Here is a 22,023-nt window from a genome sequence, read left to right on the forward strand (position 1 = left end):
GCCGGCCATCGCAGCATCTACAAAGGGAAGTGCATGAACATCGATACACCGCGAGTCCTCGTTACCGGGGCCAGCGGCTACATAGGCTCGCGTCTGGTTACACACCTGGCTGACCGCGGCTGCGCGGTCACCACACTCGGGCGAACAGCGGTGGACTCTCCGGCCGAGAACATCGTGGGGAGTTTCGCGAACCCGGACGATCTCGTCCAACTGCGGGACCACTCCTTCGATGTCGTCGTCCATCTCGCCGGAGTCACCGGTGAAGCCAACGAAGACGACGCGTTCCGGGTCAATGTCGACGGGACCCGGCACTTCCTCCGTTACCTGATTGATCACGGCACGCGTCGGTTCGTCATCGCCAGCTCAATCGCTGCAGCCGGCTGTCTAACACAAGACTTTTGGCCCATTGCAGTTCCCATCCCATCCGACCACCCCTGTGAGTCGGTCAACGTGTACGGGGTCTCGAAGTACTTCATCGAAGAAATGTCTCGATACTTCGCGCGCAGCGACGCCGCGTTGGAGTTCGACCTCTTCCGCATCGGAGTCGTGGTCGCCGACGACGACTACAAGGCCATACTTGATGAAGTTGTGCTGCCATTCACCCAGCTTGGAACGGTCCCGGTCAGCAAGGTCTTGGACCAGTTCACCGACGCGGTCGTTCGCCCTCTTCGACCGGGGGTTCGCGTCGCGAACCTTGTCGACACGGCAATCCCATCACCCGTGCCAACCATCGAGACTCTGCACCGTGTCCTCGGTGAGCGAGTGAACGAACTGGATCTGGCGTTCTATCGCAGGCCCGAGAACGAATTTGCGGCCCTGTGGGCATCGGACGGTGAGCGAGCATGACGGACTACCGCAACGACACCGACATCGTTCTGACTTGGGCGGATCCCGCCCAAGCCTGGATCGAAGCAATGCCCGTGGGCAATGGGCGACTTGCCGCCATGATGTTCGGCGGCACCGACCAATTCCGACTTCAAGTGAACGACTCCACCGTCTGGTCCGGAACGCCGGCTCTCCCTTCCGACAACCTCGGCGAGGTCCTCCGTGGCGGTGCCGGGCCGGAACGTCTCGACGAGGTGCGCTCGGCCATCGACCGCGGGGACTACACAACGGCTGAGTCCTTGATCAAGACCTTCCAGGGACCCTATAGCCAGGAGTTCCTTCCGTTCGTTGATATCCAGATCGAAACGCCGGGACTAGAGGGGGCGACCTACCGTGGTCGCACACTCAATCTCAACGCTGCAATCGCCGAGGACGAAGCAGAAATCGACGGCGTCATGGTTCGCAGGAAAGTCTGGGCCAGTAAGCCGCAGGACGCTCTGCTGGTCGAAATCGAGGTCGTCGGCGGACTTCTGTCGTCCACGTTGCGACTCAACTCGCCCCTGCCCATCGCTGATCGCGCGGCAGCCGACGGCCGGCTCGGTATCGGTGTTGAACTACCCGTCGACGGGGCACCGCAACACGAACCAGACATTGACCCGGCATGGACGTACACGACACCCGGTCACGGTTCCTATGATCCCTACGCGACGGCCCAGCTCGTCGTGACCACGGACGGCGACGCAACAACCGTCGGGCCGTCTGCACTAGTCGTCGAAAACTACAGCCGTCTGCTCGTAGCTGTCAGCAGTTCGACAGCTCCCGCCTCGGAGTGGAAAGCCAGGCTCGGCCACGAACCGGGGCCACGCGCCAGGGAGGCCCACCGCAAAGCAGCGCTCGCGGCAGCGACCAACGCCGCTCAGACACCCGCCGGAGAACTGTTGGAGGCACATGTCGCTGATGCGCGACGCCTCCTGGACGCGACGACTCTGCAGATCGGCCGACCGGCCGGCGATCCTATCCCAGCCGAGTGGCTCCTCTCTGACGTCCACAGCGAGCCCGAACTCATAAGCGTTATGTTCCAGCTCGGTCGCTACCTGCTGATGTCAGCATCTCGGCCCAACTCAGGGCCTCCGGCGAACCTGCAGGGAATCTGGAACGACCAGATGCAACCGGCGTGGTCATCGGGCTACACGAACGACATCAACATCGAGATGAACTACTGGCCCGCCGAGACCACCGGTTTGTCCGAATGCCACGGCCCACTGTTCGATCTCGTCGACGTCGTTCGCAAGAACGGAGCCGACGTCGCCCGAGAGCTCTACGGAACCGACGGCTGGGTCCTGCACTCAAACACCGACATCTGGGGTTGGGCCCTTCCCGCAGGAAGAGGCAAAGGTGACCCCGGGTGGGCGGCGTTCACTGGCGGCGGCGCTTGGCTCGCGACACACTTCTGGGAACATTTCGAACACACCAACGATCGAGACTTCCTCCGCGATCGCGCTCTGCCGGTGCTCACTGGAATCGTTCAGTTCTACCTCGGTGTCGTCGTTCCGGGAGAGGGCGACCGCCTCGACATTTCACCGTCCATGTCCCCAGAGAACAAGTTCGTCGCCGCGGACGGATCAGCGCAGTCACTTTCCCGATCGACAACAATTGACCTTACGTTGGCGCGATCGAACGGTCAGGCATACCTGCAGGCGCTGGAAGTTCTGGGGATCCAGGAGGCCGTCCCCAGCGCCGAGGCAGTCCAGACGATGCTTGACCGGCTCCCACCGTTCGGGATCGGCGAGGACGGCTTGCTGCTCGAATGGGAGCGCGACCGTCAGCCTGTAGACCCTCAACACCGGCACATCTCACCGCTTGTGGCCCTGTACCCATTCGACTTGATCGATGTTGACTCCGAGCCGGAGCTCGCCAGCGCGGCCGAACATCTCCTGGACCAGCGAGATGACGGCGCGATGGGCTGGTCATGGGCATGGAAGGCAGCGTGCCGCGCTCGTCTGCGTGACGGTTCGGCTGCTCGCAGGCTACTGCTCCAAGCGATGGCACGCCTCGACGGAAACCCGGACGTCAACGCACCCTGGGACGGAACACAATGGGGCGGGCTCCTGCCCAACCTGTTCTCATCGCACCCTCCATTCCAGATCGACGGCAACTACGGTTTCACCGCAGCCATCACGGAAATGCTCGTGCAGAGTCATCGGGGCAGGATCCAACTCATCCCAGCGCTGCCGGCCCAATGGCGAGATGTTGCGCTGCGGGGCGTGCGGGCGCGAGGAGGCATCACGCTAGACCTCGACGTCAGCGACGGCGAGGTGTCTGAGGTACGCCTCACTCGCGATAGCGGCGATGGCGACGTGCCGGTCACGGTTGTGTACGGCCTCGTCGAGGTTGCTGTCCAGGTGCCACTAGGGGAAACAGTGACCCTGAATGGCGACCTGCGCCGAGTGGCGGCAGGCATCCCCGAACGAGTCAGCTCGTGATGGCATTCACGCCCATCGGCAGGGTGCCCAGCGCCCACGCAACGCGGCGTTCGACCGCGCCAGCCATCTGACCAAATCAACGAATAGTCCATTAGATACCTGCCCTGCGGCGCAAAATCCAACCCTGGATGAGTGTTTTATCCAGATACTCCGTTGAACTCTTGTGCCGTAACGATTGTCGAGGTCCTTAGCATCGTGAACATGCTTGACTCCAGTGCCCGGTTGTCCCTTCCCCCTGTCCCATCCTCAAAGGCGGATCGCGCAGTAGCCGGCTGGGCCGAAACTGTGTCCATGCTCACCTACAGCCCTGCAGAGGCGAGCCGCTTTCCGGCCTTCCTCGACAAGCGGGTGTACCAGGGTTCCTCCGGACGGGTCTATCCAATCCCGTTCATCGAGGCGGTCGATCGCGACGCGCATCACCAGGAGTGGCTGGCCCTCCATCTCGAGAACGAGTATCTGAGGCTCATGATCCTGCCGAGCCTCGGCGGACGAATTCATGTCGCCTACGACAAGCTGTCTGGCCGGGACCTGTTCTATCGAAACAACGTGATCAAGCCGGCCCTGGTGGGGCTCGCGGGTCCCTGGATCTCCGGGGGAGTCGAGTTCAACTGGCCACAGCACCACCGACCGTCAACATACCTCCCGGTCGACTGGTCGATCGAAGAAGAAGACGACGGGTCTGTCACAGTGTGGTGCTCCGACCACGATCCGCAGAGCCGGCTCAAAGGGATGCACGGTATTCGGCTGCGGCCGGGTAGTGCGATCATCGAAGCGCGGGTGCGTCTGTTCAACCGGACTCCTCTCACGCAGACCTTCCTCTGGTGGGCGAACGTGGCAGCGGCGGTACATGACGACTACCAGAGCTTCTTCCCGACGGACGTGCACGTTGTCGCCGATCACGCCAAGCGTGCGGTGTCCACCTTCCCGCGCGCAGAAGGCCGGTACTACGGCGTGGACTACCCGTCTCGCGTCACGCCGGAGCGCCCCGACGGGGACCGGCTCGACTGGTACAGGAACATCCCCGTCCCGACCTCCTACATGTGCTTGGGCACCGACGATGACTTCTTCGGCGGGTACGACCATGCCGCAAACCTCGGGTTCGTCCATGTCGCCGACCATCACATCGCTCCGGGTAAGAAGCAGTGGACGTGGGGAAACGACCCGTTCGGGTGGGCGTGGGATCGTAATCTCACCGATGGTGACGGCCCGTACGTCGAGTTGATGGCCGGTGTCTACACCGACAACCAGCCCGATTTCGCGTGGCTTCTGCCTGGTGAGACGAAGACGTTCAGCCAGTTCTGGTACCCGATTCACGAAATCGGAATCCCGCAGCAAGCAACCAAGGACGCGGCGGTTCATGTCGCGGTGGAGCGTGGCGCGATCGAGTTCGCGATCGCCGGTAGCCGAGCCGTGAGCAACGTTCAGGTGTCCGTGCTCCATCAGGACGTGACTGTCTGGCGCGAGGAAGAGCTGACCCTTACTCCGGGAACTGCTGTGCGCAGGACTGTCGCACTGGAGCACGCGGAGGATGGTGAGCTCGAACTCGTCATCTCGCAGGCTGACGCTGAGCTGTTGCGCTGGCACCGTCGAAACGCGAGTGACGACGACCTCGACCTCGACCTCGCCGAGCCAGCCACGGAGATCCCGGCGCCGGAAACGATCTCTTCAAACGATGAGCTTTACCTGGCGGGAGTCCACCTCGCGCAGTATCGGCACGCTACTCGTGACCCCGAACCGTACTGGGAGGAAGCGCTGCGCCGTGATCCGGGCGATTCGCGGTCAGGGATTGCGTTGGCCGAGCGCCGACTCCACGCTGGACGAGTGTCGGATGCGATCGAGTTGCTCGAGCGCGCGATCGCTCGACAGACCCATCGCAATCCCAACCCGCGAGATGGTGAGTCCTACTACCTGCTCGGAGTGGCCCGCTGGTACGCGGGCGAGACCAAGCGCGCCGACGACGCGTTCGCCAAATCCGCCTGGAACGCCGCCTGGCGAGGAGCTGCCGAACTTCTGCGGGCACGCATCGCGGCATCGGAAGGTAACTGGGCTGCAGCACTGGTTCATGCTGAGAACGCATTGCACGTGGACTCGGACCAGCTTCAAGCTGCCGCGATCCGTGTCATTGCCCTCCGCCGAACGGGCGGCGCCCGCAAGGCAAGCATCGCCCTCGCCGCTGCTCGCCAGCTGGACCCGCTCGACGCGTGGCTCAGCGACCTCGATGGCGGCCCCGTGTCCAGTAGCCCAGACGTCGTAGCTGACATCGCCGTCGAATACTTCTCACTCGGGCTTTGGGATGACGTTGTTCGCCTCTGCGATGTCGCGATCCGTCTGGAGACCGAGGCACCCGTCAACGGGATGCCCACATTGGAACCGGTCCTCCGGTATCGCCAGCGGGAGGCGCTCGCACACAATGGCGACTCACAGCCGAGCCTGAACGCAGACCGGTCGACCTGGGCCGAGCGGAGCTTCGTGTCGCGACTCGAGGATGCGCTGTTGCTTGACCGAGTCACCGCTCACGACAACGACGATGCACAAGCGGCAGCGACATACGGTCACTGGCTCCAGGCGCACGGACGATTCGATGACGCGAAAAGGATGCTTGACCGGGCGAGCCGCCTGCGGCCTTCCGATTCGGTCGCATGGCGCGGTCTAGGCATGCTGCGAATGAACGTCGACCATGACGCGAGCGCTGCAGCAGACGCGTACGCACATGCCTTGGCAGCGAGCCCGGCCGACCCGCGTCTGCTTCTCGAAGCTGATCAGCTCGCTCGGTTGAGAGGGGTCGACCCTCAACGACGGCTTGCCGCACTGGAGAACCAGCGCTCCGCAGTGGCGCAGCGAGACGACCTGCTTCTGGTGTTCGCGGAACTGCATGTGCTGACGAGGAATCCCGAACAGGCCGTAGCCCTTCTTCGCGCGCACGCCTTCCAGCCGTGGGAGGGCGGTGAGGGAGAAACAATTCGCGTGTGGACGAGCGCTCACCTCATGCTTGCGCGTCGAGCCCTTGCCGGAGGGCGCCCGGACGAAGCACGCGAATTAGTCGACCAGGCGTTGAACCTTCCAGAATCGCTCGGCGAGGAACGCCATCCATTGGCGAACCTTTCTGATGTCCTGCTGCTCGCAGGAGACGGAGCGTCGAGGTCTGGCGATACCCACGCAGCCTTCGAAGCGTGGACTCGCGCCGCTGAGAGCGCGGGCGACTTCACGACAATGTCGGTCGTCCCGTTCTCCTCCATGACGTACTACTCAGCTACCGCAGCACGTCGGCTCGGAGACGAGTCTCGAGCGCTCGGGCTGCTGGAGGGCCTGGCAACGTACGCAGACCACCTTCGCGCGAGCACACCGAAGATCGACTACTTTGCAACGTCATTGCCTGAGCTGTTGACGTTCGACGACGACCTGATCGCGCGACGCGACCGTCTCGTGGCGTTGCTCGACGCTCAACTCGCACTCGCCACCGGCAGCATCGACAGTGCTCGCGAGCATCTGGCCCGTGTCCTCGCGGAGGACCCGGCAGACGCTCACGCAGCAGCACTCCTGGAAACAGCAATCGATCGCGAATTGACCCTGGACGGATTCAATGCCTAGCAACGACGACCTCATCCACCTTCGTCATGCCGGCGTCAGCCTCGTGCTCGCAACCGGCGGGGGACTGCTCCCACGGATCGTTCACTGGGGCGCCGATCTTGGAGAAGTCGAGACCGCGGAACTGGCCGCCCTCTACTTCGCACGCCGACCCCCGATGGAACACAATCTCAACGACCAGGTTTGGGACATTTCGGTTCTGCCCGACTTTGCCCACGGATGGGTAGGACGACCTGGAATCCAAGGCTCGCGCGGAGGCCGAGACTGGTCGCCATCGTTCCGCACCGAGACGATTCAGGTTGAACGCTCAGTAGACCTGGAGGATGGTCGGCGCGGTGACGCCGTCCGCGCGACAGGGCACGACGAGTCCGCAGGACTGGGTGTGCTCCTCGAGATCGAGTTGCTTGAGACCGGGCTACTTCGAGCGCGAGCAACGTTGACGAACGAGCGTCCGAACGACCCGTACACCGTGGAAGCTATCCGCCTCGTTCTCCCGGTCGGTGGTGAAGCCGACGAGTTGCTGGACTTCACGGGGCGTCATCTCATGGAACGAGCCGAACAACGATCCTCCTTCCCCGTAGGTTTGCACTCGCGTGAGATGCGGGGCGGTCGCACCGGGCTCGATGCCGCCGGGCTTCTGGCCGCCGGCCGCAAAGGTTTCGGATATCGTGCAGGCGAACTGTGGGCCTCTCACCTGGCTTTCAGCGGAAACCAGGAGTTGTACGCCGAGCGAACCTATAACGGCGCCCGAAGCATCGGTGGAGGGGAGCTCCTGCAAAGCGGCGAGGTCATCCTCGACGCCGACGAACGCTACACGTCGCCGTGGCTCTACGGCGCTCATAGCGCCGTCGGACTGGACGCCATGTCGGCCCGATTCCACGAACACGTGCGCAGCCGACCCGGATACCGACAGACCCCCCAACGCGTCATCGTAAACAGTTGGGAGGCTGTCTACTTCGAACACGATCTCGAGGTTCTCGGCGAGATCGCTGAGATCGCTTCGGACATCGGCGTTGAACGATTTGTCCTCGACGACGGCTGGTTCGGTTCCAGGCGCGACGATCGCAGCGGGTTGGGCGACTGGACGGTGTCGACCGACGTTTGGCCGAACGGACTTCAACCGCTAATCGACCGCGTTCACGCACTCGGGATGGACTTCGGCCTCTGGGTTGAACCGGAAATGATCAACCTCGACTCCGATTTGGCCAGAGCACACCCCGACTGGATCTTCTCTGCCGGTGGACGCGAAGGATTCTCTTCGCGGAATCAGCATGTTCTCGATCTCACCCACCCCGAAGCGTATGAGCACATCCTCAACGCGCTCGACCGTCTGCTGATCGAGTACGACATCGCCTACCTGAAATGGGACCACAACCGCCAGCTCGTGGAAGCGGGCCACCAGCCTTCGGGACGACCAGCCATCCACGGACAAACCCTCGCCGTCTACAGACTGATGGATGAGTTGCACCGCCGGCATCCCGGTTTGGAAATCGAGTCATGCGCCTCCGGCGGCGGCCGAATCGATCTTGAGATGCTCGATCACACCGATCGAGTCTGGGGCAGCGACACAAACGACCCCCTTGAACGCCAGCGCATCCATCGCGGACTCGGACTCCTCGTTCCACCGGAACTGATCGGCGCGCACGTTGGAGCCTCCCCGTCACACACGACCTCGAGGATGCATGACCTGCAGTTTCGAGCCGAAACCGCATTCTGGAAGTCGTTCGGCATCGAAATCGACCTACGCAACAGCAGCCACTCCGAGCTCAGTGAACTCGCGTCCTGGGTGGAGTTCCACAAGCAGCAGAGACCTCTCATCCATCACGGCGAGACGATCACCGTAGACAGCGCCGACGATTCGGTGTGGGTGTCAGGGGTTGTTTCCCCTGATCGGTCTAGTGCTCTCTTCGGTGTGGCCATGATGTCCCGCCCGGCCACCTGGCCGCCCGGAATGCTGCGCCTGCCTGGCCTGAGCCCAGACCGTCACTATCGGGTGAGCGTCTGCCCGATTACAACTCTCGAAGCAGCTCGACCAAAACCGCCGGCGTGGGTGGACCAGGAGGTAATTCTTTCCGGGCGCGCCCTAGAGATGAGCGGTGTTCAGCTGGTGCCACTCGCTCCGGAGCACGCCTACTTGCTCTCCATTGAATCGATCATTTGAACCTGCTGAACCGATCCTTAAGGACTAGCTGTGACGACGATTACCAGTGCCCAGGCGTACCTGGTGGACATCGATGTGGAGACGGTGCGAACGGACGCGGTCCAGGCTTTCCTCAAGCAGGAAACCGTGTTCGTGTCCATAACAACAAGCGACGGCCTCACCGGGGTTGGATACTCGTACACCATCGGGACCGGTGGGCGCTCTGTCCTCCAAATGTTGCGGGACCATCTCGTGCCCCGCCTCGAAGGGCAAGACTCCTCGAAGATCGAAGCCATTTGGATGGATCTATTTGCCTCGACACGGGCAACGACTGTCGGCGCGATCACATCGCTGGCGCTTGCCGCCGTCGACACCGCGCTTTGGGACCTCAAATGCCAGCGCGCGGCCGCGCCGTTGTGGAAGGTGGCCGGTGGTTTTCGTCGCGACGTACCGCTCTACGATACTGAGGGTGGATGGTTGCACCTCAGCCAAGACGAGCTGGTCTCAGGCGCGATCGCCTCGCGCGACGCCGGCTGGGGCGGCGCCAAGCTGAAAGTTGGTAAGGCCAGTCATCGTGAGGACCTTGAACGACTGCTCGCTGTCCGGGAAGCGGTGGGTGACCGATTCGACATCATGGTTGACGCCAATCAGTCGATGACCGCTGCAGAGGCGATTCGACGTGCCCATTCGTTCGAACCTGTCGACCTGTTCTGGTTCGAGGAACCCCTGCCGGCCACAGATATTTCTGGTCACGAACGACTCGCGCGAGCGACCACCATTCCAATTGCCGTTGGTGAGTCCATGTACTCGATTGCTCAGTTCCGGGAGTACCTGGAACGTGGCGCTGCAAGCATCATCCAGGTCGACGCAGCGAGGGTCGGCGGGATCACCCCGTGGATCAAGGTGGCGCACCTGGCTGAGTCGTTCAACGTTGCTGTGTGTCCGCACTTCCTCATGGAGCTTCATGTCAGTCTCGTAGCCGCCGTGCCCAACGGTCGCTACGTGGAACACATTCCCCAGCTGCGGTCGATCACCCGAAACGAGATGGCCATAAAGGATGGGCACGCCCTCGCCCCAGACACTCCGGGTCTTGGCATCGAATGGGACCCTGACGCAATCGACGACCGGAGGGTGGCGTGACCGGCCAAGGGCCTGACCTCGAAGGGCCGACACGGGCCGGTGCCCGTGTCATCGATTCTCACGCTCACCTCTGGCAGCGACACCGCAATCCGCAACCGTGGATCGACCCTGTATCGATGGCCGCTATTGATCGGGACTTCTGGATTCCCGAGCTCGAGGCGGACCTTCCTGCCAACTCGGGTGCGGTAGTTGTCCAAGCATCCAATTCCCTCGATGAGTCCCGAGACCTCTTGGCAGCCGCCGCGACAAGTCCCGCGATCCTAGGCGTCGTGGGGTGGGTCGACTTGGAACGCGACGTCATCGACCAGGTGTCAAGCCTGCTCGAAGCGCCCGGCGGGGAGTTTCTAGTTGGGATTCGGCACCTCGTTCATCAAGACGCAGACCCTCAGTGGCTCGGACGCGAATCGGTTGGAGCCGGACTAGACGCTCTGGGACGCATCGGACTTCCATTTGAACTGGTACTCAACCCGTCCCAACTGCAGCTAGCAGCGGAGGTTGTTGCCTCGCATCAGGGGACCCGCTTCATCCTTGATCATCTCGGCAAGCCGCCGATTCGAAGCGGCTCCCTCGACCGCTGGTCAGAAGATCTGGTATCCATCTCGTCGAACTCGAATGTCGTAGCCAAGCTCTCGGGTCTAACCATCGAAGCTGATTGGCTGACGTGGATCGCCGAAGATCTTCACCCCGTCGTGGACGTCGCTCTGCACGCCTTTGGTCCTTATCGGCTCCTGTTCGGTTCAGACTGGCCGTTGGTTCTTCTAACCGGAGGGCGACGGCTTTGGGCGACCGTGCTCGACGGACTGTTGACCTCGATCAGTGAGAACGAGCGAGCCGCGATCTTCGCTGACAACGCGGCCAGGACGTATCGGATAGCAAACTGATGCAAACCAGAGCTATCAGGTCAACGGGAGTTCACGTGTCCGAGCTGTCGTTCGGGGCGGCAAGCCTGGGCAACCTCTTTCGTGAAACGACCGAGTCGGAAGCCGCCGAGGCAGTGCAGGCAGCACTTGACGTCGGAATTCGCTACTTTGACACGGCCCCGCACTACGGGCTTGGTTTGTCGGAGCGCCGTCTTGGCTCGGCGCTGACCCGCTTCCCTCGTGATGAACTCGTTATCTCCTCAAAGGTGGGACGTTTGCTCGTACCGAATGAGAACCCGACGGGACGCGACAACGATCTCTTCCTTGTCGGTGATGAGCTTCGCCGGGAATGGGATTTCAGCCGTGACGGGATCCTCCGATCGATCGAAGCTAGTCTCACGCGGCTGCAAACGGACTACCTCGACATTGTTTACCTACATGATCCCGACGTTTCAGGCGACCCCGATGCCGCCGAGAAGGGCGCAGAAGCGCTGATCGAACTGCGCAGCGAAGGCGTCGTGCGAGCCGTAGGAATCGGCTCCAACGATGCGGCCGCCGTCACCGATCTATTTCGAGTCGCCGATATTGACCTCGCAATGGTGGCCGGGCGATACACGCTGCTAGACAACCGGGCCGGTGATGACATCTTTGAAGCCGCCGACGGCCGACCCATCGTCGCAGCGGGAGTTTTCAACTCCGGACTACTAGCAAAACATCGTCCAGACGCCGGAGCTCTGTACGACTATTCGCCGGCGTCCGCGGACCTGATCGCACGAACAAATGAAATCGCGGACATCTGCGATCGGTTTGGCGTGACGCTTCCTCAGGTCGCGATCGCATTCCCTCTCCGCAACCTTTCAGTTGCGAGCGTCACCCTCGGAATGCGCAGTGCAGACCAGGTCAAGCGAAATGAACGGCTGTTTCGCGCGGGCGTGCCTGATGCACTGTGGGTTGCGCTCGCGGAAGCCAGCCTTCTAACGAGCGGGGAATGACCACAATGCGAGGTGTATTCCTTCCGGGCGACAGCACCGCTGTTACGAGAGAGATTCCGGTGCCAGAGCCCGGTCCGGGTCAGGTGCTCGTAAAAGTCGGGGCGTCCGGGATCTGCGGAAGCGATCTCGGACTCATCTATAACGGTCACCACACCCACCGCGGTCTCGACGGCGCCCCCGCCTACAAAGGAGTTGTAGCAGGGCACGAACCGAGCGGCCGAATCGTCAAAGCAGGCCCCGGCCTGGTCCGCTTCGGGGTGGGCGACGACGTAATCGTCTATCACATCCAAGGATGCGGCAGATGCGGCAACTGTCGGGCCGGGTACTACATCAGCTGTTCCGATCCGCGGAACAAGGCGTCGTACGGGTGGCAGCGTGACGGCGGCCACGCCGACTACGTGTTGGTAGACGAATCGACCTGCATTCCGCTACCAGACGGCCTGAGCTTCGTTGACGGCGCCCTCATCGCCTGTGGTTTCGGCACCGCATACGAAGGGTTGAAGCGCACCGGCATTCACGGGGGAGAGGACCTCCTGGTAGTCGGGCTGGGACCCGTCGGACTAGCCGCCGCAATGATCGGCCGGCTTCTCGGTGCGCGACGGATCATCGGTGTGGAACGCAGCCTCGAGCGGATCGAGGCCGTGCGATCAGGCGGCTTGCTGGACGACATCGTTCAAGCCGACTCGTCTGCCGTGGCCAACATCATGTCGCTTACGAAAGGAGTTGGCTGCCAGGTGAGCGTTGACTGCTCTGGCAGCACACCTGGCAGGTCCACCGCCGTCGGGGCCACCGCCGAGTGGGGTCGCGTCGGCTTGATCGGAGAGGGAGGTCGACTTGAGACGGAGGTCTCAGACACCCTCCTTCACAAGCAGCTCACGCTCACTGCCTCTTGGGTTACTTCGCTGCAAGGCATGGAGGAGCTCTCCCGGCTCCTATCTGATGCTGGGCTCCGACCAGAAGACGTTGTGACCCACCGATTCGATCTTGCAGACGCCGACGAGGCGTACAAGCTTGCCGCGTCCGGTTCGACCGGAAAGGTGGTTCTCATTCCGGCAGGGGCACCGCAGCGAGAAGATCGATCTGATGTCCCCGCGTGAATCCGTTGGGACCCTTCGTTGCCGTCCTTCCTGGAAAGTCCTGCCGTGACGGACGGAGAACCAGGCCCATTTGTCTATACGGTTCCTGCTCGGCGGGCGCTGGCTGACGACGTCCACGACGCCGTGCTCGGCCTGCTCATGGATCAGGTGATCGAGCCCGGCAGCCGTGCCAGTATCGACGGCATCGCACGCAGACTCGGCGTCTCGCCCACACCTGTGCGCGAGGCGCTCGCCCGCTTGGTGTCCGACGGTCTGGTGGCGAAGAAAGCGCTGAAGGGCTACACGGCAGCGCCGCTGCTGGACAGCGACGGGCTACGCGAGCTTTTCGAGATGCGGCGCCTCCTGGAGCCGTACGCCACCCGCAGTGCCGCGGGGGAGATCGACCCCGAGACGCTGGACCTACTGGACCAGCTGTGCGAGGACGTGCACCGCAGCGGCGAGGCTGCGCAGACCGGTGAGGACCGCTTCAAGGACTATAAGGAGTTCGCCAACCAGGATGCCGAGTTCCACCGACTGATCGCAGCCCACTCGGGTAACACCCTCCTCGAGGACGCGATCGTTCGGCTCCGTTCGCACATGCACCAGTACCGCATCTACTTCAAACACGGAGTGGTTGCCGAGACCCTGAGAGAGCACGAGGCGGTTGTTGCGGCGCTGCGGGCCCGCACACCAGCGGAGGCCGAACAAGCGATGCTCGACCACATCGACAAGTCTTACGAACGCATCTCCGAAGACGCGGACTACACCGCGGCATAGCAGAGGGGTAACCCCTGCCGATCAGTTCGTAAGACTTTCGGGCGACACAAGTCGCTCGCTCCGAGAAGCCAAGTGCAATCGACCCCGGAGCGAGAACTCTCGGGCCTTCGTCAGCGGCGCGGGCGGAGGGAGTACATTCCGCCGTCGACGGCGAGGATGACGCCGTTGGTGGAGGCGGAGCGCGGTGAGGCGAGGTAGGCGACGGCGTCGGCGACCTCCTGCGGCTGCACCAGCCGGCCGCTCGGCTGTCGGGCCTCCAGCGCGGCGCGTTCGGCGTCGGGGTCGGCGGCGCTGTCCAGCAGCCTCCCGACCCAGGGGGTGTCGGCGGTGCCGGGGGCGACGGCGTTGACGCGGACCCCGTGCGGGAGGCAGTCTGCGGCGATCGCCAGGGTCATGGCCGAGATGGCGCCCTTGGAGGCGGAGTAGAGCACGCGCTGCGGGAGACCGGCCCACGCCGCGATCGAGCTGGTGAGCACGACGGCCGGGGCCGGGGACGCCTTCAGGTGGGGCATGGCGTGGCGGATGGTGCGGGCGGAGCCGATGACGTTGACATTGAGGACGCGTGCCCATTCGGCGTCGTCGTTGGCCTCCACATCGCCCTGGGCGCCGATGCCGGCGTTGGCGATAACGATGTCCAGCCGCCCGGCGTCGGCGACCACCTGCGCGATCGCGGTGCGCACGCTTGCGTCGTCGCCGATGTCGCAGCGGACGCCGATGTGCGGCGCAGTCACCGTGGACGCGTCGAGGTCGAGCGCGTAGACGCGGGCGCCGCGGGAGGCGAGCTCGTCGGCGATGGCCTTGCCCAGGCCGGATGCTCCGCCCGTGACCGCGGCCACGAGCCCTTCGAAGTCGGACAACATCGTCTCCTTGTCGGTGGTGCGGGTGGTCAGTGCGTGGTCAGAGTGCGGGGCGCACCGTGCTGGATTGTTCGCCGAGCCCGTCGATGCCGAGCGTCACCGTGTCGCCGTCGCCGAGGTAGGGGAAGCGGCCGGAGAGGCCGACGCCCTCCGGCGTGCCCGTGTTGATGAGGTCACCGGGCTCGAGGACGGTGAACTGGCTGAGCCGGTAGACGATCTCGGCGACGCCGAAGATCAGGTCGGAGGTGTTCGAGTCCTGGCGCGGCTCGCCGTTGACCGTGGACCAGATCCGCAGCCCGGACCCGTCGCCGACCTCCGCGGTCGGCACCAGCCAGGGGCCCAGCGGGTTGAAGGTCTCGAAGCTCTTGCCCTTGCTCCACTGCCCGAGCGAGCGCTGCAGCTGGTACTCGCGCTCGGAGACGTCGTTGGCGACCGTGAAGCCGGCGATGTGTCCCAGCGCCTCCTCGGGGGAGGAGAGGTAACGGGCACGGGTGCCGATGACGGCGGCGAGCTCGACCTCCCAGTCGGTCGTGGTGGAGCCGGGCGGCAGCAGGATGTCGTCGTCGGGGCCGACGACCGTGTTGGGGTGCTTGTAGAACACGACGATGTCGCTCGGCGGCTCGGCCCCGGACTCGCGGGCGTGGGCGGCGTAGTTCATACCGATGCAGATGACCGCCTGCGGCCGCGCGATCGGGGCGCCGACGCGCAGGCCCGCCGCGTCGAGCTGCGGCAGCTCGCCCGCCAATGCAGCGGCCTCCGCGCGCGCCAGCCCGTCGGAGGCGAGGAACGCGCCGTCGATGTCGGCGGTCAGCGGGCGCAGGTCCCACGTGCTCTCGCCGTCGCTGACGGCGGGGATCTCCGCACCGGGGTCGCCGAGTCGCATGAAACGCATAGGAGTCCTTTCGCAGAGGTCGCGCCTGGCTTGCGGGGCTCGCGAGCCCCCATGTTGGGATGGGCTTGCTTGTTGTGCAGAAACAAGGGGCAAGCGCCAAGACGTCGTCCGCAAATTCAATCCCACACTGCTCGCGCCAGCTCAAGCCCAGATACTTTCCAATCTGGGATTTGAATCTCAACGGGCTACCGATTGTGATCTTACGGTGGGAGCAAAGGACTTGAATGGCACATTCGACTGGAGACCTAAACGAAACGACTATGGGGAATTCGTTGGCTGGCGACGGCCTCGCGTGGCTGTGTCCGTTTGCCTATTCACTCGAGCAAAGGTGCCGTCGCAAGCCGAAGACGATCTAAGCGTCCCCGATGTCCTGAAATAGGCTGTCAACGAGGTATTGGCACGTCACAAGACGGTCAAACTCTTGGCGGGCTGGTCGACTCCATCCTGACGATGACCGTAAAGGGTCGTATGTCCTAGTCGACGACGGAAGCCCATTCGATTGGCCCTCCGCCGAATGATTGGCCGGAATCGTCAAAAACTCGGGTCCCTGAAGTTGAGTTCACATCTCATGGAGAGCCATTCCGAGACTGGTCCAGTCTGATTTGCCTTGCTCGCCAGCCGATTTCATGGCAGGTAAGTCGGTTGGGGGCGTCGAAGATCGGCAGGATGTGCCCGAGTGCGTCAACCTAGACACCGGATTGGGGCCGCCGTTGGCGGCGCCGTTCTTGCCGGTTTGTGTGTCTTTCCGCGGGGCGATCGTAGCTCGTTCCCGGTGCTTCCGTGCCGGGCTTTCGCGGCATATCCTCACTCGCTGCGCTCCCTGCGGTATTCCACGGTCCCGGCACTGCGCCCCTCCCACTCGCTCTCGATCTCTCCGCCGGAAAGGCAAACAAAACGATCAACCAGGGGAGTGATCAGGATGCGGGTATTCACCATCGATACGAGAAATATGGGCCCGGAACTGCAAGGCGGACTGATCGGGGTGGTCGGCTCGAGCAGCCCATCAGCGGGGGAGAAGAAGGAGTGCGTGGACACGGTGAGTCGGTATGCCGCAGACGGGTGGGCGATCGCCGCGGACCCGCGCACACCGATCGGCCGGCTGGCGGCGCTGACGGCGGAGACGGCGTGTGTGCCGTTCGTGGCCTTCAACCGGGTGGCGCAGCGGGGCGGTCCGGTCGTCGGGCCGGCGACGGTTGGGGCATCGACTCACGGACTGTCCTGAACGCGCAAACGGAAGCGGGCCCGGTGTGCGGGCCCGCTTCCGTCCGGTGTGATCAGTCGCCGTCGCCAGGCTCCGCACTGACTGCAGGGGCGTTCCCCTCCGCGTCTGCTGCCTTCTCGGTGGTCACGATGAGCTCGACGTCGCTGAGGCTGTACCCCCAGTCGGCGAGAAGGGCGAAGTAGTCGGCGTCAGTGGGTGAGGGGTACCGCCAGGTTTGCTTGCTAGTGACGGATTCGCACCCGCCGAGCACGACCGCGAGGGCGACGTGCTGAGCCTTAGCCGGGGTCTGCTTGATCAGCGCCGCGAGTTTGTCGTTCTCGAAGTAGCCGGACGGCTCCAGGCCGAGCAGGTGGTGGGCGAGCTCGTTTCCTTCGCGGGTGGCGGTGCTGATCGCCTGCCGGTGGACGGTGAGGCCCCTGGCGATCACGACCGCCGTGTCCTTGGGGAGGGTCTTGCGCGAGAGGAGGGTGGTGAGCCATTCGCGGCGGACGATCTCGGCGGATGCCCACGCCTTGTTGTTGGCGATCAGGATGCGCCGCTCGGCCTTCTCTTCGTCGGTCATCGGTCCGGACTTGGGTTGGCTTCCGCCGAAGGTGTGGAACCCAGCGGCCTTCGCGTCGCGCACGAAATACGTCACGTTCGTCTCCCCGTCGGCGTAGACGCGCACGTGGGCTGCGCGTCCGTCGAGGTTCTCGATGTGCTCAATTGTGACGCATTGGTCGTCGGTGGTGATGAGTTCGCTGATGTGGGTGTACTCGGTGTCGTAGTAGCCGGGATCGTTGTCGAGGATCAGGTACCCGCGTCCCGCCAGGTCGGCTTCCGTGTCCGACTTGGTCTTGCTGCGTGCTTTCTCGTCGCGTGCCCGCTGGGCCGCGTGCGTGAATTGCGCCGGGTCGGTGGTCGCGACCTGGATCAGGTCGGCGCGGATTCCGTCGTCGCCGTCGAACTCGATCAGCACCGCCGCCTGATCCAAAGTCAGCTGGTGCTCCTGGATCGCGGACGCCGCAGCCTGGTTCTCGACGACCGCCAACGCGGTCTTGACCTCTTTCTGCTTCGTCCCGGTGCGCCGTGCGATCGCGGTTACGGTGAGCCCTTCGAAGGCGAGTTGCTGGAACGCGGCGGCCCGGTCGCTGTCGGTGAGGGCTTCGCGCTGGTCGTTCTCAACCATCTGCTGCACGATCCGCTCCGCCGTGGCCTCGTTGGCGTCCACCAGGTAGACGGGGATGGTGGCTAGTCCGGCTTCTCGTGAGGCGAACACCCTGCGTTGCCCTGCTCTCACGGTCACCTGGCCGTCGTCGCTGCGGTGGCCGAGGACGGGGGTGAGGACGCCGTTCTCTTTGATGGACTGGACGAAGGCGGGGGTGATGGGTGCGGAGGGTCGCACGTTGGTTTCGATGATCAGGGTGTGCGGGTCGAGGTGCTCGATGGTGCCGGCCACGGTGGTTGTGTCGCTCATGGTTCTGTGATCCCTTCAACTGTTCTTGTTCGCCTGTCTGGCAAGGGGATCGAGGGTGAGCGGGAGCGGAGCGCAGTGCCGGGTCGTGGAATACCGCAGGGAGCGAAGCGAGTGAGGATATGCCGCGAAAGCCTGGCACGCAGCCCGCGGGAGCGAACTACGATCAACCGGCCAGGCAGACGGACAACCCATCAAGCACGGCGTCGCTCGCGGCTCCATTCACGTCTCCCCAGCACAGGAATCGAGCCCGCGACCGGCTGGCGTGGGCTCGTCGGGGCTTACTGACAGCTATCGCAGCCCAAGTCGTCCATCGGGTCGATTAGGACCAGGTATTCGAGGGTGTCGCGTCGGATCCCGGGCGCCGCGTTGCGTGACCATGACTCCTTTTCGACGAACCGTGACACAAGTGCTCTACGCAGCGCATCGAAAGACGCATGACGCCGCCGTGACCGGGCTAGAGCGCGACTGGTCGCTTTGGCAAGTTTTGGCATTTTGGCGCGTTTTGGCGGTTGCGGATGTGACGTCGTCAGACGTAACTTCATGCCAAGACGTTTTGCCAAAACGTCTTGGCCCCTTAGAATGGTCCAATCACATGCAGCGGGAGCTGCTCTTCACGATCCGGAGTAACGATGCTTCGCAAGAAAATCGCAGCAGCGACGGCAGTGGGTGTCGCCGTCGCGCTGGCGCTCGCCGGATGCGGCGTGTCTGGAGGAACGTCTTCGTCCTCCTCTGCCAAATCCATCACGGTGCTCGTCGAGGCCGGCGGCCACGCCGAGCTTCAGCCGATCGCCGACCAGTACACCAAGGACACCGGCACCAAGGTCACCTTCGTCGAGCTGCCATACAACGGTCTCTACAACCGTGTGAACAGCGAGCTCTCGACGGGGAGCATCTCGTTCGACGTGGCTGCTCTGGACGCGATCTGGCTGCCGGCGTTCGCCGCCGGGCTCCAGCCGCTGAACAGCATGTACACGTCGGAAGTGAAGTCGGACAACTTCCCCGCCGTCGTGCAGGAGGCGAAGGTCGGCGACAACTACGTAGGAATGCCCGCCTTCGCGAACTCGGAGATCCTCTACTACCGCACCGACCTGTTCAACGACGCGGCCAACCAGGCGGCGTTCAAGGCGAAGTACGGTTATGACCTGAAGCCCCCGACCACCTGGCAGCAGTACTCCGACGTGGCTGAGTTCTTCACGAAGGACGGCATGTACGGGGCGCCGCTTCCGGGCGCTGTGGAGACACAGTACCTCGCGACGCTCTCACAGGCCGGTGAGAAGAACATGGTGCTCAATGCTGCCGGCACGAAGTCGACTCTCGGCGACGCAGCCAGCCTGAAGGCGCTCGACTACTACACCAGTCTCGCCAAGTACGGTCCGTCGGGCGCCGCGGCTGTGGACTGGAATGCCGCCCAGAACCTGTACAACCAGGGCAAGGCCGCGATGATGCTCTTCTGGGCGCACGCCTACCGCCAGATCCCGACCAGCGCTCCCGTGTACGGGAAGACCGGAGTCGCGCCGATGATCGCAGGCCCGGGCGGGATCGCCGGCGTGCCAGGCCCCTTCTACCTGAGCATCCCCAAGCAGGCGGCCCACCAGGCGGCATCGACCGCGTTCGTCAAGTACGCGTACGACCACAACGCCCTGAGCGCGAAGACCTCCCTGGGTCTAGTCGCCCGGATCTCGGCGCTCAAGCAGTACGCCGACAAGCCGGGCTACGAGGCGTACGGCCCGATGGTCACGACCCTCTCGGCCCCTGGGACGGTCACCCGGCCCGCGAACGCCAACTGGCAGAACATCGTCAACAACGTCCTCGTGCCGATGATCCAGAAGTCGCTTCAGCCTGGTGCTGACAATGCGGCTCTGCTCAAGTCCGCGTCCGACCAGATCGATCAGATTGTCCAGCAGTAACATGACCACCGCCACACGTGAACGGCCGGCCGCCCGGCCGGCCGTTCACGGCCCCCGCACCCAACCACGACGCCGTTCGCGGTTCCGCCTCACCGACGCCCGGTTCGCGCTGCTGATGATGCTTCCCGCGGCTGCCTTCCTCGCCGTGTTCGTTGCGTGGCCTCTGGTCCAGTTCGTCGTCAACAGCTTCTACCGGTACAACCCGATCGCCGGAAGCCCCCACACCTTCGTCGGTTTCGGCAACTACGTCGCAGCGTTCACCTCCTCAGAATTCGGCAACTCCGCCTTCCGCACGATCGCCTACACCGTGATCGTCGTCACCTTGGAATTCGTGCTCGGGCTGACTGTCGCGCTCCTCTTCAGCGGACTGGGCAACCGGTCCCGAATCTTCCGCACGATCTTTCTCTACCCGCTGATGATCGCCCCCATCGTCGCCGGACTGCTGTGGCGGTTCCTCCTGATCGACAACTCCGGGATCGTCAACCAGCTCCTCTACGAGGCGCACATCATCTCCTCGCCGAACCAGATCCAATGGCTCAGCGACCCGAGCATCGCGCTGTTCTCCGTCGCACTGCCAGACATCTGGCTGACGACCTCCTTCATCACGCTGGTCCTGTTCGCCGGTCTGCAGAACGTCCCAGGCGACATCATCGAGGCGGCACGTCTCGACGGGGCCAGATACCCGACCCTGCTGTTCCGGATCATCGTTCCGCAGCTTCGCCCGATCATCGCCGTCGCGCTGATCGTCCGGGGCGTGGACGCCGCCCGGGCCTTCGACACGATCGTCGTCCAGACCAACGGCGGCCCGCAGAACTCCACCAATGTGCTGTCGCTGCTTGTGTACAACACGCAGATCGCGAACGGGAACCCGGGCCTTGCCAGTGCCATGGGGACGATCTATCTGATCGCGATGATGGTGATCGCCATCGTCGCCGTCCTGACCATCTGGCGACCTGGGAGCGAAGAGCGATGAACGGACTCGAGACCCGCCGCGTGGGCACCCGCGCTGTCCTTTGGATCGCTCTGAGCGTTCTCGTGGTCCTGTACGCGTTCCCGTTCGTGTACATGCTCTTCACCTCGTTCAAGACGCCGATCGAGACGAACGCCATCCCGCCGCAGATCCTGCCGTCGACCTGGACGATCCAGAACTACCTGAACGTCCTGAGCACCCAAGGGGTGCCGGAGTCGTTCGTCAACAGCCTCCAGACGGCTGCCTTGAGCACGGTGCTCTCCCTCGTGCTCGGAGTGCCGGCGGCGTACGCGGTGACCCGCTATCGCACCCGGCCAGGGCGCATCTTCATCTTGCTCGCGCTGATCATGCGGATGGTCCCGGCGATCATCGTCGGCGCTCCGCTGATCACGATGTTCCACAGCCTCGGGCTGTCGGACACGTCCCTGGCTCTCGCGATCGCCCAAACCACGATCTCGCTGCCGCTCTCCATCTGGCTGATGGCCAGCTTCTTCGAGGCGGTCCCCGACGAGCTCGACGAATCCGCCCGGGTGGACGGCTGCTCCCGCCTCGGTTCGCTGTGGCGGGTCGTCCTGCCTGTGGCGAGGGGTGGAGTGGCGGTCACCGCGATCTTCGCCTTCCTCGCCTCCTGGAACGACTTCATCTTCGCGCTGCTGCTCACCTCGGTGCGAGCCGTGACGACCCCGCTTCAGATCGCGAACTTCCAGAGTCAGTTCGGGCTCGACTGGGGCAACATGACATCGCTCGCTGTGCTCTACTCGGTCCCGGTGATCATTCTGGCGATCGTGCTGCAGCGGCACATCGTGGCCGGCCTCACGCTCGGTGCGGTCAAGGGCTGACG

General features: G+C 63.7%; 17 protein-coding genes. 13 read left to right on the plus strand and 4 right to left on the minus strand.

Annotation, left to right across the window (positions count from 1 at the left end):
* Nucleotides 1–33: 33 nt before the first annotated feature.
* From ACFQ9V_RS17660 to ACFQ9V_RS17700, 9 genes are all read left to right on the plus strand, one after another.
* A complete protein-coding gene (locus ACFQ9V_RS17660; protein WP_382460427.1) occupies nucleotides 34–846 on the plus strand; it encodes an NAD-dependent epimerase/dehydratase family protein in 813 nt (270 codons plus the stop codon).
* Nucleotides 843–3,308, plus strand: coding sequence for a glycoside hydrolase N-terminal domain-containing protein (locus ACFQ9V_RS17665; protein ID WP_382460428.1), 2,466 nt, complete (start codon nucleotides 843–845; stop codon nucleotides 3,306–3,308). Before ACFQ9V_RS17660 ends, ACFQ9V_RS17665 begins: the two co-directional genes overlap by 4 nt.
* A gap of 291 nt (nucleotides 3,309–3,599) precedes the next feature.
* A complete protein-coding gene (locus ACFQ9V_RS17670) occupies nucleotides 3,600–6,896 on the plus strand; it encodes a DUF5107 domain-containing protein (RefSeq protein ID WP_382460429.1) in 3,297 nt (1,098 codons plus the stop codon).
* A complete protein-coding gene (locus tag ACFQ9V_RS17675) occupies nucleotides 6,889–9,054 on the plus strand; it encodes an alpha-galactosidase (RefSeq protein WP_382460430.1) in 2,166 nt (721 codons plus the stop codon). Before ACFQ9V_RS17670 ends, ACFQ9V_RS17675 begins: the two co-directional genes overlap by 8 nt.
* A gap of 30 nt (nucleotides 9,055–9,084) precedes the next feature.
* Complete coding sequence (locus tag ACFQ9V_RS17680) at nucleotides 9,085–10,173, plus strand: mandelate racemase/muconate lactonizing enzyme family protein (protein ID WP_382460431.1); 1,089 nt, start codon at nucleotides 9,085–9,087, stop codon at nucleotides 10,171–10,173.
* A complete protein-coding gene (locus ACFQ9V_RS17685; protein ID WP_382460432.1) occupies nucleotides 10,170–11,054 on the plus strand; it encodes an amidohydrolase family protein in 885 nt (294 codons plus the stop codon). The genes ACFQ9V_RS17680 and ACFQ9V_RS17685 overlap by 4 nt, the downstream gene beginning before the upstream one ends.
* Nucleotides 11,055–11,089: 35 nt before the next feature.
* Nucleotides 11,090–12,025, plus strand: coding sequence for an aldo/keto reductase (locus ACFQ9V_RS17690; RefSeq protein ID WP_382460433.1), 936 nt, complete (start codon nucleotides 11,090–11,092; stop codon nucleotides 12,023–12,025).
* The gene (locus ACFQ9V_RS17695) at nucleotides 12,022–13,122 is read left to right on the plus strand and encodes a zinc-binding dehydrogenase (RefSeq protein ID WP_382460434.1); all 1,101 of its coding nucleotides are present in this window, start codon (nucleotides 12,022–12,024) and stop codon (nucleotides 13,120–13,122) included. Before ACFQ9V_RS17690 ends, ACFQ9V_RS17695 begins: the two co-directional genes overlap by 4 nt.
* Before the next feature lie 45 nt (nucleotides 13,123–13,167).
* A complete protein-coding gene (locus ACFQ9V_RS17700; RefSeq protein ID WP_382460435.1) occupies nucleotides 13,168–13,878 on the plus strand; it encodes a GntR family transcriptional regulator in 711 nt (236 codons plus the stop codon).
* Between the two features lie 110 nt (nucleotides 13,879–13,988).
* On the opposite strand, the gene ACFQ9V_RS17705 is transcribed toward ACFQ9V_RS17700, so the two are convergent.
* The 3 genes from ACFQ9V_RS17705 to ACFQ9V_RS17715 all read right to left on the minus strand — a co-directional run bounded on the left by ACFQ9V_RS17705 (nucleotide 13,989) and on the right by ACFQ9V_RS17715 (nucleotide 16,662).
* Nucleotides 13,989–14,735 carry an SDR family NAD(P)-dependent oxidoreductase gene (locus tag ACFQ9V_RS17705; RefSeq protein WP_382460436.1) on the minus strand — a complete coding sequence of 249 codons (747 nt, stop codon included), beginning with the start codon at nucleotides 14,733–14,735 and terminating at the stop codon, nucleotides 13,989–13,991.
* Between the two features lie 40 nt (nucleotides 14,736–14,775).
* Nucleotides 14,776–15,627, minus strand: coding sequence for a fumarylacetoacetate hydrolase family protein (locus ACFQ9V_RS17710; protein WP_382460437.1), 852 nt, complete (start codon nucleotides 15,625–15,627; stop codon nucleotides 14,776–14,778).
* 804 nt (nucleotides 15,628–16,431) lie between these two features.
* Nucleotides 16,432–16,662, minus strand: a complete 231-nt coding sequence (locus tag ACFQ9V_RS17715) for a hypothetical protein (protein WP_382460438.1) — start codon at nucleotides 16,660–16,662, stop codon at nucleotides 16,432–16,434.
* Between ACFQ9V_RS17715 and ACFQ9V_RS17720 the strand changes: the two genes are divergently transcribed.
* Complete coding sequence (locus tag ACFQ9V_RS17720; protein ID WP_382460439.1) at nucleotides 16,655–16,849, plus strand: hypothetical protein; 195 nt, start codon at nucleotides 16,655–16,657, stop codon at nucleotides 16,847–16,849. The genes ACFQ9V_RS17715 and ACFQ9V_RS17720 overlap by 8 nt on opposite strands.
* Before the next feature lie 52 nt (nucleotides 16,850–16,901).
* Here the strand turns inward: ACFQ9V_RS17720 and ACFQ9V_RS17725 are convergent, their stop codons facing one another.
* Complete coding sequence (locus ACFQ9V_RS17725) at nucleotides 16,902–18,305, minus strand: ParB/RepB/Spo0J family partition protein (RefSeq protein WP_382460440.1); 1,404 nt, start codon at nucleotides 18,303–18,305, stop codon at nucleotides 16,902–16,904.
* Nucleotides 18,306–18,934: 629 nt separating this feature from the next.
* Here ACFQ9V_RS17725 and ACFQ9V_RS17730 point away from each other — a divergent pair.
* The 3 genes from ACFQ9V_RS17730 (at nucleotide 18,935) to ACFQ9V_RS17740 (ending at nucleotide 22,021) form a co-directional block, all read left to right on the plus strand.
* Entirely contained in the window at nucleotides 18,935–20,212 is a 1,278-nt protein-coding gene (locus ACFQ9V_RS17730; protein WP_382460441.1) for an extracellular solute-binding protein, read from the plus strand.
* Nucleotides 20,213–20,327: 115 nt separating this feature from the next.
* Nucleotides 20,328–21,185: a carbohydrate ABC transporter permease gene (locus ACFQ9V_RS17735; RefSeq protein ID WP_382460449.1), complete on the plus strand. Its 858-nt coding sequence runs from the start codon at nucleotides 20,328–20,330 to the stop codon at nucleotides 21,183–21,185.
* Nucleotides 21,182–22,021: a carbohydrate ABC transporter permease gene (locus tag ACFQ9V_RS17740; RefSeq protein WP_382460442.1), complete on the plus strand. Its 840-nt coding sequence runs from the start codon at nucleotides 21,182–21,184 to the stop codon at nucleotides 22,019–22,021. Before ACFQ9V_RS17735 ends, ACFQ9V_RS17740 begins: the two co-directional genes overlap by 4 nt.
* Nucleotides 22,022–22,023 lie beyond the last annotated feature (2 nt).

Origin of the sequence: Leifsonia sp. NPDC056665 (genome assembly GCF_042791795.1) — a bacterium.
Lineage (GTDB): Bacteria > Actinomycetota > Actinomycetes > Actinomycetales > Microbacteriaceae > Leifsonia.